Genomic DNA, 18,969 nt, shown 5'->3' on the forward strand with positions numbered 1-18,969 from the left:
TTATCTAATCGTATATCGAACACCTAAAAATCCACGAATTCCTTGCAATGGTGCGTAATTGTAGCCAGTATCAAAAGTGTAACCATTTGGGTTATTTACGGGATCATCAACATCATTATCAAACGGGTCAAAAGGACGCATCAAAGGATTGTCTGGAACAAAATTGAAAATATTTTTCAATCCTCCATATACTTCAAATTTATTGAAAGATTTTGTTACTTGAATGTTACTTAACATGTAAGTATTAGAATATTCAGGTCGATAATCATTTTCTAAAATTGGTAAACGCATTTTTCCGTACCAAGTTCCTGTAAAATCAACAGTCCATTTCTTTGGAAAAGCATAAGATATTGTGTAATTCCCTGACCATTTAGGAGAATGTAATTGCTGAATTTTTTCTTCAATATTCTCTTCGTTCATTTCTTTACGAAATACATCTATATAAGAAACACCAAGATTAATTTTTAAAGGAAAATTAAAAACAATATCCGCGTTTAAAGATATTCCTTGTGAAACGGCATGTCCATCTAAATTATCATATATAATTTGATCCTGATTTGTTTCAAAATCACCAATTATCTTATTCGTAAAATAAGAATAGAATGCTGTTGCATCTATATTAACGTTACCGAAACTGAAAGTATTATTATATACATAATTAATGTTTCCGTTATATGATTTTTCTGGATTTAAATCGTTTTTAATAATCACATCACGAGAACCTGTAAGCGCTGCGTGATCTTCTGTAAATAAATTTACAACACGAAAACCTGTACCGAAACTTGCGCGAATTGTATGTGTTTTATTAGGAGAGAATTTATAAGCTACACGAGGCGAATGAATTCCTTTATGATGTCTGTCGTAATCAAATCGATAACCTAATAACAATTTATGAGTTGGATTAAATGTGATTTCATCTTGAATAAAAATACCAGGTAAAGGAGATTCCATAGGAGAATTTGATGAACCATCGTTACTTAATGTTCCAGGTGTATTGTCGTCATAATGTGTATATCTAAAAGTAGCTCCTGTCAATAAACTGTGTTTTTCAATAACTTTATCCCAATAAATCTGTCCAAAAGCTACATGCTGCTTTGCTTGGTAAGAATCAGTTCCATAATACGAATCTTGTTGGTGATAGTTATAGGAAAATTGAGTGTAAATATTCTCAGTCGTTGGGAATTGGTACATACCAAGAACTTCTGCACGATTGGTATATATACTTTCGCCATAAACTTCGTCACTTCCACGATGAATTTTCTTATTATATTGCATTTCACCACCCCAACGATCTTCATAAACATAACGTGCAGCAACATTTGCTATTTTATTATTGTTACGCTTAAAATTCCATTTATTGAAAACAGATATTCTATCTTGAAGTGTTACATCAGTAAAATTATCATCATTCTTATCCTGTTTATTACCATATTTAAAATAGTTTACACCTAATAAACTGCTTGCATTTTCACCAACTTTGAATTTATATGCTAAATCGATGTTATTTTCTAACCAAGAAGTTGTGTATAAATCAGCATGAAATGTATTTGCTTTGCTTGCATCTTTTGTAATAATATTAATTAAACCTCCCATAGCTTCAGTTCCATAAAGTGAAGAAGCTGGACCTTTTACAACTTCAATACGATCAATCAAACTATTAGGAATTCCATTCAAACCATAAACAGTAGAAAGTGCTGAAACAATAGGCATTCCATCAATCAAAATCATGGTATAAGGACCTTCCATACCATTAATATGAATATCTCCGGTTGCACATACATTACAATTGATTTGTGGCTGAATTCCATTAATCATTCCGATAGATTCGAATAAAGATGGATTAGGATTAGTTTTAAAATATTTTGATGTATAAACTTCTACAGGAACAGGAGAATCTTTTCTAGAAACAGGTTTCATGGTTCCTGTTAATACAACTTCACCTAGAGATTCATTCTGCTCTTCTTTGTTTTGAATAGAATCATTAGTAATTTCTTGTGCGTGTATAAAGCTTGATGAAATAATTAATAAGGATGTAAGTTGTTTATTCATAGTATTATTATTCTACATTTTTTAAATGTTAGACAAATCTAACAAAAATTAAATTAAACCAAAACAAATAAGATATATTTAGATATGATTTATATTTGTAACATGAATTCATTAGTTGAAGAAAATTACTTAAAAGCTTTATTTCATCTGTCTGGAAATGGAAGAGGAGAGGTAAATGTGAAAGATTTAAGTAAGTCGTTAAACATCAAAATGCCTACAGTGAATAGCATGATGAAAAAATTAGCGGAAAAAGAATTGGTTATATATGAAACATATAAACCATTACGGTTAACAGAGCAAGGTATTTTACGTGCAGCATTAATTGTTCGAAAGCATAGATTAACAGAAATGTTTTTAGTCGAAAAAATGGGTTTTGGTTGGGAACAAGTTCATGATATTGCAGAACAAATTGAGCATATAAAAAGCCCTTTGTTTTTTGATAAAATGGATGAATTATTAAATTATCCGACTATTGATCCGCATGGTTCTCCAATACCTGATAAAGAAGGTAATTTTGAGAGTGTTAGTTATAAATTCTTGAATGAATTTGTTATAGATGATGAGGTAGAATTGTGTGCAGTTACAAAAACAACGGAAGATTTTTTAAAGTTCTTAAACTCGAAGAATATTCATCTAGGAGATAAAATATGTATTGAAAATATTGAAGAATTTGATCAATCGATGACGGTTAAATTCTTAAAAGATAATAGAGTTGAGGTTTTTAGTTTAGAAGTAACTTCTCGATTATTAGTAAAATAAAAAAGGAAGCTTATAAGCTTCCTTTTTTTGTATTTATTATTTAGCAGTACCTTTTACTCTAAAGATTTTACGTGATGCAACTACGTCGTTTGAAGTAATTGTAACTGTTTTGTTAAATACACCAGGAACAGATCCTACTGAATAATTAACTTTGATATCAGCAGTTTCACCTGGAGCAATAGGTGTTTTTGGATACTCAGGAACTGTACAACCACAAGAACCTACAACACTTTTAATTACTAAAGGCTCTTTACCAGAGTTAGTAACCTTAATTACAGAAGTTACGTTTGTACCTAATTTTACGTCTCCAAACTCTATATTTTCAGACCCTAATTTAAGTTCTTGTGCGAATAGAGTAGACATACCCATTGCAAAAGCGCCTAATAACATTATTTTTTTCATAATTTTATCAAAATTGTTATATCAAATTTATAAAAAGATTTATTTAAAATCCATTAAATATTTCCAAAATTTTAATCAATTTACTAAATTGTCAAACTAACTACCATTCTATGTTGTATATAATAATTTCATCAATCATTTATTTAATAATTTTCTTTGGCTATGGGAATTTATTCAATAAAAGATTCAATTCAAATAATTTAATCAGTTTTCAATTAATTAATGGATTATTGTTTACTGGAGTTCTTTCTTTGATTAGTGCAATATTCATTCCATTAAATATTTATTATGAGTTTGGTTTGATATCAATTGGTGTTGTTTTAGCTATTTACAATAGATTTTGGAAATATAGTTGGCCTAAACAGAAAGTGTTTTATTTACTTTGTTTAATTTGCTGTTTTGTAGGAAGTATGAATGCATATATTTTTGATACGTTTTCGTATTATTTCCCTACTATAAAATGGTTAGATGATTATGGTTTGGTAAAAGGTTTAGCTAATTTTGATTTTAATTTGGGTCAAACTTCATTTTGGCATATAATACAGGCTAGCTTTAATCAAACTATCGATCAATATTATAAAATAAATGTTTTAATTACTATTATTTTTATTTTATTTCTGTTTGAAATCAAGAAATTAGTTTATGTGATTTTTTTACCTGTTTTTTTTCTTTTTCTAGCTTCACCTTCACCTGATTTACCAATTTTTATATTATCATCAATTATTATTTTGAATTGGATAATTTATCAAAATAAAAATTCAATAGGATATGGATTGGTACTTAGTACATTTTTAGTTTTAATTAAACCAATTGCTTTTGTATTACCAATTTTCTTTTTATTTCTATCTTTTAAAGATTATAAATCATTTGTAAAAGTATATACAATCGTATGTTTTCTAACTATTTTATTTATAATTAAGAATATATTTTTAACTGGTAATATTACTTTTCCTTTAGCGATTGGTAATTTAAATTTTTTAGAATATTCTGTTCCAGAAAATGTATATCATCTATCAGGTATTGATGGAAGATATTTAATTACGTCAAGAGAAAGCCCAGTGAATTACGAAGATTTTAAAACTTGGTCTTTATTAAAATATTATACCTATATATTCAATAACTTACATTTGTCTATTTACCTTTATTTATTTATTTGTATTTGCAATATACTTTTTTGTATATATGCTTTATATAAGAAAGACAATGGTTTGATACTACTATCAATACTTTTATTATTTAAAGTTATAGTTTTTTGGATTATTTCAATTCAATATCGCTTTATTTTAGATGGGCTTTTATTGATTTGTTGTTTCTTAATGATTAGGATTAATTTTAATCAAAATTATCTTGTAATATTATGTATACTAACTAGTATTTTATTAGTATTTTCTAATAAAATAAATAGATTAAATAATATAAATTTTATGAGGGGTGTGGTGCAATATAATATTATAAATGTTTTATATCCATATAATTATAAGGTTAAAATAAAAAAGATTAGATTGTCTAATTTTGAAACTAATTATGTAATTAATTCTGAAGTGTCAGCAGATGCGAAACAACCAACTATAAATTATAGGTTGTATAAGAGTTATATAAATAAAGAACAGATTCCAATTTTAATTGATTCAACTAATATTAATAAAGGTTTTAGAGTAATCTATTTTAATCCACAAAACGAAAATGAAACAGACTTTATTCGTCAATAGATGATTAATATCTCTATAACTTATTTTTAAGTACTTAAATCGTTTAGTTACTTTGTGAAAATTTTATTCATGAAAAATCTTACTACTACATTAACTTTAATATTATCAATAACTTGTTTTTCACAAAATACAAAAGATTTAATTGGTGATTTATCGAGACAAACAGGAACATCATTATATATCCGTCCAACTATTACAGATCCAACTATCCAAAAACATTATATTAATGCTGAACTAAAAAGAGCATATATTGATGGTATAGATGGTGTAAATAAATTACGTTACAACGGTTTAACAGATCAAATGGAATATCTGAATAATGATGAAGTTTTAAATTTAGTCAGAAACGAAAGTGTATTAATAAAATTCATTTATAACGATGCTAAATTTAAAGTTTTTAATTATTTAGATGAAAAGACTAATTTAAAAAACAGATACTTACAGATTTTAATTGATAATCCTGAAAAATATTCACTATATAAATCTTTTGAAGTCAGTAATGTAGTAAATGAGAATAAAAGCAGTTATCAATCTATTGATGATAATAAAATTTTGACAGAGACAAATTATTTTATAGGTTACAATGGATTGATTAATGAAATTCCTCGATCATCAAAAAAAATAAATGAAATTTTTAAAGCAGATTTTGATCAAATTATCAAATCAAATAAATTAAATCTTAAAAAAGAAGAAGATTTAAAGAAATTAATAGATTTATTAAACAAATAATCAAAATCAAAACTAGATATATTGGGCAGATTGTGTAAATTTGCCCAAATTTATTTTTAAGAAATTACAAATGGAAATCGCATCAAAATATACGCCTCAGGAAGTTGAAGGAAAATGGTATGAATACTGGATGGAGAAGAAGTACTTTAAATCTACTCCAGACCAAAGAAAAGCTTATACAATTGTAATTCCACCGCCAAACGTCACAGGTGTCTTACACATGGGACATATGTTAAACAATACGATTCAAGACGTTTTAATTCGTCGTGCTCGTATGCGTGGATTCAATGCTTGTTGGGTACCAGGAACAGATCACGCTTCTATTGCTACTGAAGCTAAAGTTGTTGCGAAATTAAAAGAAGAAGGAATTTCTAAATTTGATATTGGTCGTGAGAAATTTTTAGATCACGCATGGGATTGGACTCACAAACACGGTGGAATCATCTTAGATCAATTAAAAAAATTGGGAGCTTCTTGTGATTGGGATCGTACAAAATTCACGATGGACCCAGATTTATCTGAATCTGTTCAACGTGTATTTATCGATTTATACAACAAAGGTTTAGTTTACCGTGGTTACCGTATGGTTAACTGGGATCCAGAAGCGAAAACAAATATCTCTGATGAAGAGGTTGTTTACAAAGAGAAAAACGGGAAATTATATCACTTAAAATACCAAGTAGTAGGATCGGATAAATATATTGTAGTTGCAACAACTCGTCCAGAAACTATTTTTGGTGATACTGCTGTTTGTATTAACCCTAACGATGAGCGTTACGAGTGGTTAAAAGGACAAAAAGTTATTGTTCCTTTAGTTGGTCGTGAAGTAAACATCATCGAAGATGAGTATGTTGATTTAGAATTCGGAACTGGATGTTTAAAAGTTACTCCAGCACACGATACAAATGACTACGAATTAGGAAAGAAACACAATTTAGAATTCATCGATATCTTTACAGATGATGCAAAATTAAACGATTACGGTTTAAACTATGCTGGAATGGATCGTTTCAAAGCGCGTAAAGAAGTTGAGAAAGAATTAGAAGAAAAAGGTTTAGTTGAAAAAGTAGAAGATTATAAAAATAATGTAGGTACTTCTGAAAGAACTGGTGCGGTTATCGAGCCTAAAATCTCGAACCAATGGTTCTTAAAAATGACAGATTTAGCAAAACCTGCATTAGACAATGTAATGAACGATACGATTAAATTTCACCCAGCGAAATTTAAAAACACGTACCGTAACTGGATGGAAAATGTAACTGATTGGAACATTTCTCGTCAATTATGGTGGGGACACCAAATTCCTGCATTCTTCTATGGTGAAGGAAACGAAGATTTCGTTGTTGCATTAACAAAAGAAGAAGCGTTACCATTAGCACAAGAAAAAACAGGAAATACAGCATTAACTATTGAAGATTTACGTCAAGACGAAGATGCTTTAGATACATGGTTCTCTTCTTGGTTATGGCCAATTTCAGTTTTCAATGGTATTAATGAGCCAGAAAACGAAGAAATCAACTATTACTATCCAACACAAGATTTAGTTACTGGTCCAGATATTATTTTCTTCTGGGTCGCACGTATGATTGTAGCTGGATACGAGTATCGTAACGAATTACCTTTCGAAAATGTATATTTCACAGGTATCGTTCGTGATAAACAAGGTCGTAAAATGTCGAAATCTTTAGGGAATTCGCCAGATCCGATTGAGTTAATGAACGAATATGGTGCAGATGCTACACGTATGGGAATGTTATTAACTGCGCCTGCAGGAAATGACTTACCATTTGATGTTGAATTATGTGTACAAGGACGTAATTTCGCAAATAAAATTTGGAATGCTTTCCGTTTAATTAAAGGATGGGAAATTGATGAGAATTTACAACCAACTTCTGCTCAAATAAAAGCGGTTGAATGGTTCGATCACAAATTCAATGCTCAATTAGCTGATATCGAAGCAAATTACGAGAAATACCGTTTATCAGATTCGTTAATGGCGATTTATAAATTAGTTTGGGACGATTTCTGTTCTTGGTATTTAGAAGCTATTAAACCAACTTTTGGTGAGCCGATTGATCGTAAAACTTACGATGCTACAATTGTTTACTTAGAGAAAGTTTTAAAAGTTCTTCACCCATTTATGCCTTTCTTAACAGAGGAAATTTGGCAATTAATCGCTGTAAGATCAGAAGATGAAGCTTTAATTATTTCTGAATATCCAGAAGTTCAAGCTTTTGATTCAGTTTTAATTCAGAATTTTGAAAATACAAAAGAAGCGACTACTGCAATCCGTGGGTTACGTTCTGAAAAAGGAATGTCTCCAAAAGAAGCGTTAGAAGTTTTTGCTGATGCAACAGTTGCTAATGATATTTTTGTTGATGTTTTCACTAAATTAGGAAACGTTTCTAACTTCAATACAGGAGATAAACCAGAAAAAGGTTTTGCTTTCCGTGTTGGTACATTAGAATTTATGGTTCCGATGTCTGATAACATCGATATCGAAGCAGAACGTGAAAAATTACAAAAAGAATTAGAATACAACCAAGGATTCTTAAACTCAGTTCGTAAAAAATTATCAAATGAGCGTTTTGTTGCTGGTGCACCAGAGCAGGTAATTAATGCAGAACGTAAAAAAGAAGCAGATGCTTTAGCGAAGATTACTCAAATCGAAGAGCAATTAGCAGCTTTATAATTTAGTATTGAAATATTAGATCTTAAAATATAGAAAAACCACTCCTATTTTGGAGTGGTTTTTTTGTTTTATTATTTTTATTAGAATTGATAATCATTAAATTTGCACTCCTTAACAATCATCATGGATTATCTTCAACTAATATTAATAGGAATTTTTACTGCAATTATTGGATCTTCAATTCCAGGTTTGTTGAATATGACAGTTGTTAAAATAGGAAAACAAGAAGGCTATAAAAGTGCTTATACCTTTATGGCTGGTACGGCAGTTACAATTGCTCTTCAAGTTTATATTGCTATATTTTTAGCAAAATTCATTAATTTTAATGAAGATGTAACTAAGATTTTTAGAGAAGTAGGTTTAACCGTTTTTGTTTTAATTACAATTTATTTTCTAATTTTTGCTCAAAAAAGAGACAAGAAAAAGAAGCAAAAGAAATTAGAACAAATAGGAGAAGTTAAACAGAAAAATAAGTTTATTTACGGCTTGTTGTTATCTGCGATTAATGTTTTTCCGATACCGTTCTATGTGTTTTTAAGTGCAACTCTTGTTTCTTATAATATATCAGTTTTTGGACAACCAAACAGTTCAATTTTTGCATTAGGAGTTACAATTGGATCGATGATTATTTTTGGATTATATTTAAAATTTTTTAATAATAAATCAGAGGATAACTCATTTATTTTGAAGAATATAAATTATATTATCGGAGGTATTACTTCAGTAGTTTCTTTATTAACTGTTTATCAAATTTTTATCAAATAAAAATTCACTAAATTACTTCAGTGGATTCTATATTTTTAACTTATTCTTAATTCAAATTTGCTTTAGGATGTGCATATTTAGTTAAGTATTCCATTACGTCATCACATTCTTTACCATCAATAACAAAGGATAATACATCTTCAATCAATTCATCAATAATCTGTGGATTAAAATCATATTTTTTTGCTAAATCCATACAGAATTTTTTTTCATTTTCGTGAATTTTAAAATCAGAAACCATTAAAACAACTAAATCATATAATGCAGCTAAACGTTCTGTAAATGTTGATGGTATACTAAAAGGGATTTTATCTGAATTAGAAACGATATAATCAATGTCTTTGTATGTTAATTGATGATGTTTAGCAATTTGAGTGATAATATCAATTTCTTGTTCAGATAAATTGTTATCACTTTTTCCTAATAATATTAAATTTTTAATTAGGTTTAATTTACTAAGTATAGCGGTATTGTTTTCAGACATGATTATTATTCTAATTTGATTTAAAAATAACTATATTTAGTGTAAATCATAGTAAAATGTCTGATAAAGAATATCCATATATCGATTTAATATACAATCAGCAGGTTGATAATAGATTTATAATCCAAAAAAAGTCAATTAAACAACGTATTGATCTTTTAAAAAATCTTGAAAAAGAAATTTTATTACATCGTGATGAAATAGTTGAGGCGTTACATAAAGACTTTAGAAAAAGTAAAATAGAATCAGAATCGACTGAAATTTTCCCGGTTTTATCAGAGATTCGACTTTTTTGTAAGAATTTAAACGAATGGTCTAAATCAAAATCAGTTTCAAATAATTTTGTGTTTTTTGGATCTAAAGCAATAATTCAAATAGAACCTAAGGGAAATTGTTTAATAATTTCACCATGGAATTATCCTTTTCAATTGGCTATGATGCATTTGGTTGCTTGTATTGCAGCAGGTAATACAGCAATATTAAAACCGTCAGAGTTTACAGAACATACAAATAGTGTTTTAAATAAGATTTTAGGTAATGTTTTTGAATCTAATCATGTACAATTATTATATGGCGAAATAGATGAAACGAGTTATATTTTATCAAAAAAATTTGATCATATTCATTTTACTGGTTCACCAAATGTTGGAAAAATTGTAATGGAAGCAGGAGCGAAGCATCTTTCTTCTGTTACTTTAGAATTAGGTGGAAAATCACCTTTAGTCATAGATGAAGCATTCGATATTAAAAAAGCAGTTTCTAAAGCGATATGGGGAAAATTGATTAATAATGGTCAAACTTGTATTGCGCCTGATTATATTTTGATTCATGAAAGTAAAGAAGTTGAATTTGTTGAAGAATTTAAAAGACAGATGGAAAAAACATTTGGTCATGATCCTAAAGAGTCGAAAGATTTAGCTAGAATTATTAATACACGAAACTTTAATCGTGTTAAAGATTTAATTCAGAATGCGATTGAATTAGGAGCGGATTGTCCTTATGGAAATGAATATGATGGTTATGAATTATATATTAAACCAACTATTTTAAGAAATATTCCACAAGAAGCAGAAATATTAAAAGAAGAGATATTTGGTCCTGTTTTTCCAATTTTAACTTATAATTCAATTGAAAATGCTATACATTATATTAATACAGCAGAAAAACCATTAGCATTATACATTTTTTCTAATAATAAAGAATTGATAAATAATGTTACTGAAAATACATCGTCTGGAGCAGTTATGGTTAATGATTTATTAATACATATTATGCATCCAAATTTACCATTTGGAGGTGTAAATAATTCAGGAATAGGTTCTTCTACTGGATATTTTGGATTTTTAGATTTTTCACATCAAAAACCAGTCTTAAAAGTGAATCAATTATTTTCGCCAACAAAGTTTCTTAATTATCCTTACAATGCATTTACGCAAAAAATAATTAATCTTATGATAAAGTATTTATAGAATGGTTCTATGTTCTTAAAATTTGTTAAATACATTTTCAAAGGTTATTTTTGTTGTAATAAAACGAACTATATTGTTATCAAAGAAGACTAAATACGGTTTAAAAGCAATGGCTTATCTTGCAAGACAGGAAAGTAATAAGCCAGTATTGATTGGACAAATTTCTGATGTTGAAATGATTCCTAAAAAATTCTTAGAAGCTATTTTATTAGACTTAAAGAAATTAGGATTTGTAAATTCAAAACAAGGAAAAGGAGGTGGATATTATTTAGCACGTACAGCTGAAGAAATATCTTTAGCTTCTTTGATTCGTGTTTTAGAAGGACCAATTGCTTTATTACCTTGTGTAAGTAAGAATTACTACGAAAAATGTGACGATTGTCCTAATGAAGGAGTTTGTCAGTTAAATAAAGTAATGACAGAGTTGAGAGATTCTACGTTAGAGATTTTAGAGAATAAATCTTTAGCGAGTTTAAGATAAAAGTAAAGCCTGAAACTAGTTTCAGGCTTTTTTATTAGTAATAAGTATAATGAAATACTTGTGCTAATTTTAGTAAAAAGGTATCTGTAATTAGATTTTCAATCGTTGTGATTTCTTGACTAATTATCTCTTGATTTTTATTAAAATTAGGAGAAGAATTTAAATTTAATAGCTGATTTTTAGTTTTAACTTTTTGTTCTATACTTTTAATAAAAAGCTTTTTTTGTTTATTTACATCAATTTTCTCATATTTACTAGGATCGATTGATTGTGCATCAAACAAAGCATGTTCTGCATAAGCAACTAATAAACTTTGCATTTGATCATAATAAGCAACTTTTGTGTCTAATAATTGATTAACACGATTAATAGATTGTAAAAGCTGTATAATTTTAGGTCTGTAAATTGTTGATTGTTCTGTCTTGTTTAATTTTTGTAAATGCTGCGCATAAACTAAATAAAATTGAGTTTTACCACTTTCACCAACAAAATCTTGTAAGAATCCATTTGTTTTCTTTCCAATAGCGTAAGCTGTATCAGGATTCTGAGGTTTAGTGTTTGTAAAAACCTCAGGGTATTTTTCTTCAACTGTTCTTAAATCAAAAGTAATTTCCGTTGTGTTTTCAGTCTGTGCATTTACAACTGATAATCCAGAGAATAATAAAAATGACGATAAGAATAATATGTTATATTTCATTGGTAATCTTTATGTTATTTAGATTTAACTAAATCAATTATTTAATTTCTTTCCAAGTGTTTTTTGCTTTTGGACCTCCCCAGATTTTAGTAGCTAAATATGGATTGTCAATAAAAGGATTACGATTTCCTTGTCCGTAAGTGTTTGCTAAATTACTTAAATAATTATTGCGTTGTTTTTCTAAGTTAGAGACAGGGTCATCAGCATTCCATTTTAAAAATAAATCAGGCATATCTCTGTGATATGTGTTTTTACTTTTTGCTACTCGATTCGGATGTACTTGATTTCCATAACGAATATACATATACATTATTATACGGGCAATATCACCTTTCCATTCATTACCTGGATACCAAGCTTTATTGTCGCGTTTAGATATTTTTCCTGTACCATCAATAAAAGGTAAATTACTTCGTTTTGTATTTCTTGTTACATCTGCAGGACGCATCATATGGGCGTCAGCTCCTGGTCCGGTTTGTCCTAAATTTGGTTGTCCTAAAGATTTTGGATATACATGCTCACGACTCCATTGACCTTTTTCTCCACCTGTATTTGTTTTAGAACGAGTTCTATGCTCATCCTTATTTGTGGATTGATCATTGTAACCATAAATCATAGCTACATTTTTACTATTTCTAGTATCTGCATCCGTAATGGCTAATGCTTTCCAAAGTTCTTTATAAGTTAAATTATTTTTATGAGTAGATTTTACTAAAACCGATAATTCTTTCTTTAATTCATTTCCTTTTTTATTAAAATTAACAGATTTGTAATAATTGGGCATTTGGGCATTTAATACTGTAAAGGCAGTAAAACCAAAAATAAACAGGATCTTCTTCATTTATATCACTTTTTAAAGGCGCAAATATAATTGGATAAACGTGAAGAAAGTATGATGAATAGGGTGATTGTTACAAATTTTTGTAAAGAATATTGTATCTGTTTGTTATTTAACTGAATATGGTTTCTTATATTGTTGATGCGTACTATATGAAATTTTATCATTAAATACTATTGTCATTATTTGTAATTATTCTTCTATTTTTGAATTAAAGATTTAAAAATTACTATAAATGGAGAGGTTATCAATTGTTTTATTTGTTTGTTGTTTAATAATTGCTCTTTGTTCTAAAATTTTATCTGCTCGACCAAAATACACATCCGAAGGCGTAAGATTGTTCAAAGCCTCATGATACCTGCAATTGTTGTAGTTTTCTACAAACTTATTTAACGCTTCTGTCAGTTCATCAGGATGGTAATAATGATCTAATTTTACTACATTTTTCATTGTCCTGTGATACCTTTCGATTTTTCCTTGGGTTTGCGGATGTAGTGGTTTACCTCTAACATGCTCCATTTTTTGCGTATTTTTCAAGTAATTATTTAATTCACTTGACACATAACAAGAACCATTATCTGATAGTAATTTTGGTTTCTGTTTCGCTTTTAATTTAGCTTTTTCAATCGCTGTTTTAACAGTTCTTTTTACATCTTCTGCTACATAATTCCCAATGAATAATATATCGGCTGTAATCGTCTAAAATCGTGCTTAAATAATACCATCCCCATCTTATAATTTTAAAATAAGTCAGTCTGCCACATTTGATGAACAAAATTGGTTTTATCTTTAAACTCATTCGCTGCAGCAATTAAAATATGATTGGGAGCAGGAATTAAATCTCGTTGCTTCAATATCCGATAAACACTCGATTCTGAAATATAAATTCCTAATTATCCGTCATTTTAAAAGCCAGTTCTCTAGCAGATAATTCAGGATAATCCAACGCTAATTCTACAATTAAATCCTTTTGAGAATCAGGAATGCTGTTCCATTTTCGATGGGTTGAATAATTTTTTGATTCCAAACCTTCAAATCCATTCTCTAGATAATTTGAATACCATTTATAGAAGGTGCTCCGTGCAATCCCGAACTCCTCTAAAGTACGTTTAACTCCAATTTCAGAGCGAGTTACAATCTATATAATTTCGTGTTTTTCACTTGCTGATAATTGCATATATTTCTTGAATTTTGTTTTGAATCCAACGAGTTCAAGGTTTTTTTTACGATATCATAACGTACAACCAAATCAGCTACAATCTCTTTTAAACGCTGGTTTTCTTTACGTAATTCACTTACATCGTCACTTGTAGCTTCACGAGTAATATCTCCAGACAATCGCTTTTTACCAGCTTCTAGAAATTCTTTATTCCACTTATAAAATTGAGATTGACTAATACTATATTTTCTACAAAGTTCAGCTATCGAAGTTTCTGCTCGTAAAGCTTCCATTACAATTAAAATCTTTTGTTCCGCTGTAAATATTCGTCTTGTATTTTGACGAATATCTTTTACATATTTCTCTAGAGTTGTTTTTTGGATGTTGCCATAATTAAAGTTAATGATTTTTAAAACACTACCTTAAATTTTAGGTCTTAGATGTCCACTTTTTGCTGACGATTTACATATTATGGTATTATTATCTACAAATTCTGGAGATGCTTTAGTTAAAGAAATTAGAACACAAAAACGTGTTGAATTATGGGGTGAAGGTTTAGCTTTCTTTGATATGAAACGCACAAACACACCGTTAGAAAGAAATTATACTGGGTCTAATCACCCAACATGGGGTAAAATTAATTATCCAGCAGGTTCGCCTAAATTTACTTTCCAATTCCCACAAAAAGAGATGAATACTAATTCAAATCTTACTCAAAATCCATTTTAATAAAATGTAATTTTAATATAAAACTCATCACGAAAGTGATGAGTTTTTTTATTTTATTTATTTCTATTATTATAAATCAAAAAATAAATAGTAACAACTTCATTTTTAACACTTATTTTTGAAACTTAAATAAGAACTGATTAATTCTTAATAAGTACTATGAATACCAGTATTTACGATACATTTAGAGAAGTTTTATTGCATCATAACACCAATGAATTTAAATATCTATTGGCGATAAGTGGTGGAATTGATAGTATGGTTTTGTTGGATTTATTTCGTCAAACTTCAACGCAATTTCAAGTGGCACATTGTAATTTTCAATTACGTGGTGAGGATTCAATTGGAGATGAAGAATTTGTTCGAAATTATTGTGCAAAACATTTAATCCCATTTCATTCTGTTCGGTTTAATATAAAAGAATACAAACAATCCGGTAATTATTCAACAGAAATGGCGTGTCGTAATCTCCGTTATAATTGGTTTGATGAGGTAATGAATCTAAATCGATTGGATTATTTAGTTACGGCTCATCATTTAAATGATAATATCGAAACTTTTATGATTAATCTTTCTCGTGGTACGGGGATAAAAGGTTTAGTCGGAATGAAAATTTCGAATGAAAATATCTTTCGTCCATTGATTGAATGTAGCAAACAATCAATTTTAGATTATGCTGAATCGAATAAAATTCAATGGCGAGAAGATTATACAAATCAAACAGATGATTATGTTCGTAACAAAATTCGTCATCATATCACTCCAATTCTGAATGAAATTCATCCAAATTTCGAGTCTAATTTTCAAAAAACAATTTCAATTTTAAATAATTCTGAATCTTTTATTCAAAATCAAATAAATCAAATTCGTGAAGAATTAATTCCAAATGAAATCAGTTCTATAATTCCGATAAATAAATTAGATCAATTAAGTAATAAAGATTTTGTTCAATTCTATCTATTTGAAAAATATGGATTTAACAATTTTAACTTAATTGATAAGTTGAAGGTTTCTGAAAATAGTAGTGAAATTAGATCTAAGGAATATAGGTTAATTAAAGACCGCGAAAATTTACTTCTTCAAAAGATAGAACCAATGCTGTTAGATGAAATTATCATAGAACAAGGTGAAGTTGAAATCAATTCCTTAAATTTGAAGTTCGTTCAGTCAAAAAATCAGATGGAAGAAGCGAAAGAAATTCTTGATTTAGATAAACTTATTTTTCCATTAAAATTAAGAAAACAGAAAGAAGGAGACTTTTTTTATCCTTTGGGAATGAAAGGAAGAAAAAAGTTAATCAGTAAATTTTTTAAAGATCTTAAACTTTCAAAAGTTGAAAAAGAAGAATCTTGGTTATTGGTTGATGAAAAAGATAGAATCGTTTGGGTTGTAAATTATAGACTAGACGAACGATTTAAGATAGAAGAGAATAGTAAGAACTTTTTAAATATTATAGAATGTTAAAAAAACTTTGGATACTGTTTTTGTTTCCAATTTTAGTACAAGCTCAGTTTTTTACGCCGGCAAAATGGTCTACAAATGTAAAAGATTTAGGTAAAAATGAATTCGAGATAGAAGTTGTTGGAAAAATTGATGCGGGATGGCATTTATATTCTTCAAAACATCCAGATGGAGGAATTGGGATTCCAGCAGCGGCAACATTTAAGGCTGCTAATGGTGGACAACTTGTAGGTGGTTTTAAAGAAGTAGGTAAACGAATAGATAAATATAGTACTGTTTTTGAACAGGATGAAAAATATTACGAAAAGAACGTAAAATTCGTACAAAAAGTAAAAGTTAATGGTGACAAACCAGTTAATGTAGATTATACAATCGAGTTTCAGATGTGTGATGCAGAGCGTTGTTTACCTCCAGATGAAACTTCTGGAACTATAAAATTAACACCATCTGCGAAAGCTGAAGAAGTTTTTAAAACGGATGAAAAAGTAGAGGAAGATACAGAGGAAGACTCCAAAATTATTGATTCGACTTCAGTAACAACAATTGACAGTTTTGCAACAGATTCAGTTGTTGTAGATTCAGCAAACGCTATTTCTACTAAGAATACAACAACGATAGACGAAGATTTATTAGGTGAAAATGAAAAGAAAGATTCAGGATTGATAAAAATCTTTTCTTTAGGATTTTTGGGTGGCTTAGCTGCGTTATTAATGCCATGTATTTTCCCTATGATTCCTTTAACTGTAAGTATGTTTACAAAACAAAGTAAAACGAAAGGAGAAGGAATTAGTAAAGCTATTGTTTACGGTTTATCTATTATTGTGATATATGTAGGATTAGGATTTTTAGCTACCTTATTATTTGGTGCCTCTTTCTTAAATGAAATGTCAACTAATCCATGGGTGAATATCGCATTTTTTGTTACATTCATTATTTTTGCGATTTCATTTTTTGGTGCGTTCGAATTAACATTACCAAGTAAATGGATTAATACTGCAGATAAAGGAGCAGATAAAGGAGGTTTTATAGGAATTTTCTTTATGGCATTTACATTAGCATTGGTATCATTCTCTTGTACTGGTCCAATTATTGGTTCGTTATTGGTGCAGGCAACACAAGACGGAAATCATTTATCGTTAGTAATTGGGATGTTAGGTTTTTCAACTGCATTAGCTGTTCCGTTTACGTTATTTGCAATGTTCCCAGGTTGGTTAAATTCTTTACCAAAATCAGGTGGATGGTTGAATACGATCAAAGTTTCATTAGGATTTATAGAATTAGCCTTTGCGTTTAAATTCTTATCAAACGCAGATTTGGTTTGGCAAATGAATTGGTTACCACGTGAGATTTTCTTAGCAATTTGGATTGCAATTTTCTTTGTATTCGGATTGTATTTATTAGGTAAATTCCGTTTAGAATTAGATAGTCCAATACAAACAATTGGAGTACCTCGATTATTATTTGCTTTAACTTCTTTTGCATTTGTTGCATATTTGGTTCCTGGATTATGGGGAGCACCATTAAAGTTATTAAGTGGTTTAACACCACCTATGACTTATGCAGAATCTCCAAGAGGTTTTCACGAAGGAGTTAATGTAGGAGGTGGCGTTTCATCGGCTTTTGAAGATCCTAATATGGTAGCAGGACCACACGGAATTCCAACTTTTAAAGATTTTGATCAAGCAGTTGCTTATGCAGAAAAGACAAATAAACCTTTATTATTAGATTTTACAGGATTTGCTTGTGCGAATTGTCGTAAAGTTGAAGAAAAGGTTTGGGTAGATTCAAGAATTAAATCTATGCTGTCTAATGATGTTGTATTAGTTTCGTTATATGTTGATGATCAAAAGCCATTGCCAGAAGAAGAGCAAGTTGTTTCTAAGTTTTTAAACGATCGTAAATTAAAAACTATTGGTAATAAATGGACTGCTTTTGAAATTGAACATTTTAATGCAAATGCACAACCTTATTATATAATTGTAGATAAAGATTTGAATCGATATTCGACTCCTTTAGAAGCAGAATTAGATATAGAAAAATACCATACTTGGTTAAAGAATGGTATAGAAAAATATAAATCGAAATAAGATTTTACACAATAAAAAGGGTTCCATTTAGGAACCCTTTTTATTATTGTATTTGTTTTAATGAAAGATTATTATCTTCGTTTTGTTGTAATACATAATCGTAAACTCTTCTATAGATTTTACCATCGTTTAAATCAAAGCTTGTAACTAAATTAAAGTCAAATCCTAATAATTCTAATTCAGTTCTTGTTACTGTTTCTTTGTTCGTTTCAATTAAGTTGCGTAAAATTTTGTGATTTTTCTTCAACTTATTATTTGTAATTCGGATTACTTCAACATTTTCTTTGTTTAATTGATTGTTGAAAGTATTTCTACAAAAATCGTTACAGAATTTTTTATCTCTACGACCAAATAGTCTTTGTCCACATTGTAGGCAATTTTTCATAATATTTTAAGTTAGGTTGATAAGACAAATTTATATGTTTTTATGTGAAAATAAAATTTAATCAATGTTAATTA

At 28.9% G+C, this 18,969-nt stretch carries 16 protein-coding genes and 1 pseudogene; 10 read left to right on the plus strand and 7 right to left on the minus strand.

Annotation, left to right across the window (positions count from 1 at the left end; translation table 11 throughout):
* Nucleotides 1-2,049, minus strand: a complete 2,049-nt coding sequence (locus EAH69_RS08165) for a TonB-dependent receptor plug domain-containing protein (RefSeq protein WP_121934705.1) — start codon at nt 2,047-2,049, stop codon at nt 1-3.
* A gap of 102 nt (nt 2,050-2,151) precedes the next feature.
* Here EAH69_RS08165 and EAH69_RS08170 point away from each other — a divergent pair, with 102 nt between their 5' ends.
* The gene (locus EAH69_RS08170; RefSeq protein WP_121934706.1) at nt 2,152-2,808 is read left to right on the plus strand and encodes a metal-dependent transcriptional regulator; all 657 of its coding nucleotides are present in this window, start codon (nt 2,152-2,154) and stop codon (nt 2,806-2,808) included.
* 36 nt (nt 2,809-2,844) lie between these two features.
* Here EAH69_RS08170 and EAH69_RS08175 read toward each other — a convergent pair whose 3' ends face one another.
* Nucleotides 2,845-3,210 carry a DUF1573 domain-containing protein gene (locus EAH69_RS08175; protein WP_121934707.1) on the minus strand — a complete coding sequence of 122 codons (366 nt, stop codon included), beginning with the start codon at nt 3,208-3,210 and terminating at the stop codon, nt 2,845-2,847.
* 110 nt (nt 3,211-3,320) lie between these two features.
* Here EAH69_RS08175 and EAH69_RS08180 point away from each other — a divergent pair, with 110 nt between their 5' ends.
* The 4 genes from EAH69_RS08180 to EAH69_RS08195 all read left to right on the plus strand — a co-directional run bounded on the left by EAH69_RS08180 (nt 3,321) and on the right by EAH69_RS08195 (nt 9,105).
* Nucleotides 3,321-4,919, plus strand: a complete 1,599-nt coding sequence (locus EAH69_RS08180) for an LIC_10190 family membrane protein (protein ID WP_394338569.1) — start codon at nt 3,321-3,323, stop codon at nt 4,917-4,919.
* Nucleotides 4,920-4,988: 69 nt separating this feature from the next.
* Nucleotides 4,989-5,648 (plus strand): hypothetical protein, encoded by a 660-nt coding sequence (locus EAH69_RS08185; RefSeq protein WP_121934709.1) that lies wholly within the window; start codon nt 4,989-4,991, stop codon nt 5,646-5,648.
* Nucleotides 5,649-5,718: 70 nt separating this feature from the next.
* Nucleotides 5,719-8,340, plus strand: coding sequence for a valine--tRNA ligase (locus EAH69_RS08190; RefSeq protein ID WP_121934710.1), 2,622 nt, complete (start codon nt 5,719-5,721; stop codon nt 8,338-8,340).
* 123 nt (nt 8,341-8,463) lie between these two features.
* The gene (locus EAH69_RS08195; protein WP_121934711.1) at nt 8,464-9,105 is read left to right on the plus strand and encodes a LysE family transporter; all 642 of its coding nucleotides are present in this window, start codon (nt 8,464-8,466) and stop codon (nt 9,103-9,105) included.
* A 46-nt stretch (nt 9,106-9,151) separates the two neighbouring features.
* Here the strand turns inward: EAH69_RS08195 and EAH69_RS08200 are convergent, their stop codons facing one another.
* The gene (locus tag EAH69_RS08200; protein ID WP_121934712.1) at nt 9,152-9,589 is read right to left on the minus strand and encodes a hypothetical protein; all 438 of its coding nucleotides are present in this window, start codon (nt 9,587-9,589) and stop codon (nt 9,152-9,154) included.
* A gap of 56 nt (nt 9,590-9,645) precedes the next feature.
* On the opposite strand from EAH69_RS08200, the gene EAH69_RS08205 reads away from it, so the two are divergent.
* Both EAH69_RS08205 and EAH69_RS08210 read left to right on the plus strand, forming a co-directional pair.
* Nucleotides 9,646-11,058: an aldehyde dehydrogenase family protein gene (locus EAH69_RS08205; RefSeq protein WP_121934713.1), complete on the plus strand. Its 1,413-nt coding sequence runs from the start codon at nt 9,646-9,648 to the stop codon at nt 11,056-11,058.
* 73 nt (nt 11,059-11,131) lie between these two features.
* Nucleotides 11,132-11,539 (plus strand): RrF2 family transcriptional regulator, encoded by a 408-nt coding sequence (locus EAH69_RS08210; RefSeq protein ID WP_121934714.1) that lies wholly within the window; start codon nt 11,132-11,134, stop codon nt 11,537-11,539.
* Between the two features lie 34 nt (nt 11,540-11,573).
* On the opposite strand, the gene EAH69_RS08215 is transcribed toward EAH69_RS08210, so the two are convergent.
* The 3 genes and pseudogenes from EAH69_RS08215 to EAH69_RS08225 all read right to left on the minus strand — a co-directional run bounded on the left by EAH69_RS08215 (nt 11,574) and on the right by EAH69_RS08225 (nt 14,616).
* Entirely contained in the window at nt 11,574-12,236 is a 663-nt protein-coding gene (locus EAH69_RS08215; RefSeq protein WP_121934715.1) for a hypothetical protein, read from the minus strand.
* Nucleotides 12,237-12,273: 37 nt separating this feature from the next.
* Nucleotides 12,274-13,077: an endonuclease I family protein gene (locus EAH69_RS08220; RefSeq protein WP_121934716.1), complete on the minus strand. Its 804-nt coding sequence runs from the start codon at nt 13,075-13,077 to the stop codon at nt 12,274-12,276.
* Between the two features lie 216 nt (nt 13,078-13,293).
* A pseudogene (locus tag EAH69_RS08225) lies at nt 13,294-14,616 on the minus strand (IS3 family transposase).
* Nucleotides 14,617-14,704: 88 nt separating this feature from the next.
* On the opposite strand from EAH69_RS08225, the gene EAH69_RS08230 reads away from it, so the two are divergent.
* The 3 genes from EAH69_RS08230 to EAH69_RS08240 all read left to right on the plus strand — a co-directional run bounded on the left by EAH69_RS08230 (nt 14,705) and on the right by EAH69_RS08240 (nt 18,510).
* A complete protein-coding gene (locus EAH69_RS08230; protein WP_121934717.1) occupies nt 14,705-14,962 on the plus strand; it encodes a RagB/SusD family nutrient uptake outer membrane protein in 258 nt (85 codons plus the stop codon).
* Nucleotides 14,963-15,121: 159 nt separating this feature from the next.
* Entirely contained in the window at nt 15,122-16,426 is a 1,305-nt protein-coding gene (tilS, locus tag EAH69_RS08235; RefSeq protein WP_121934718.1) for a tRNA lysidine(34) synthetase TilS, read from the plus strand.
* Nucleotides 16,420-18,510, plus strand: a complete 2,091-nt coding sequence (locus tag EAH69_RS08240) for a protein-disulfide reductase DsbD family protein (RefSeq protein WP_121934719.1) — start codon at nt 16,420-16,422, stop codon at nt 18,508-18,510. The genes tilS and EAH69_RS08240 overlap by 7 nt, the downstream gene beginning before the upstream one ends.
* Nucleotides 18,511-18,553: 43 nt before the next feature.
* Here EAH69_RS08240 and EAH69_RS08245 read toward each other — a convergent pair whose 3' ends face one another.
* Nucleotides 18,554-18,895, minus strand: coding sequence for a hypothetical protein (locus EAH69_RS08245; protein ID WP_121934720.1), 342 nt, complete (start codon nt 18,893-18,895; stop codon nt 18,554-18,556).
* Nucleotides 18,896-18,969: the final 74 nt, after the last annotated feature.

This window comes from Faecalibacter macacae (genome assembly GCF_003687725.1).
Classification (GTDB): Bacteria; Bacteroidota; Bacteroidia; order Flavobacteriales; family Weeksellaceae; genus Empedobacter; species Empedobacter macacae.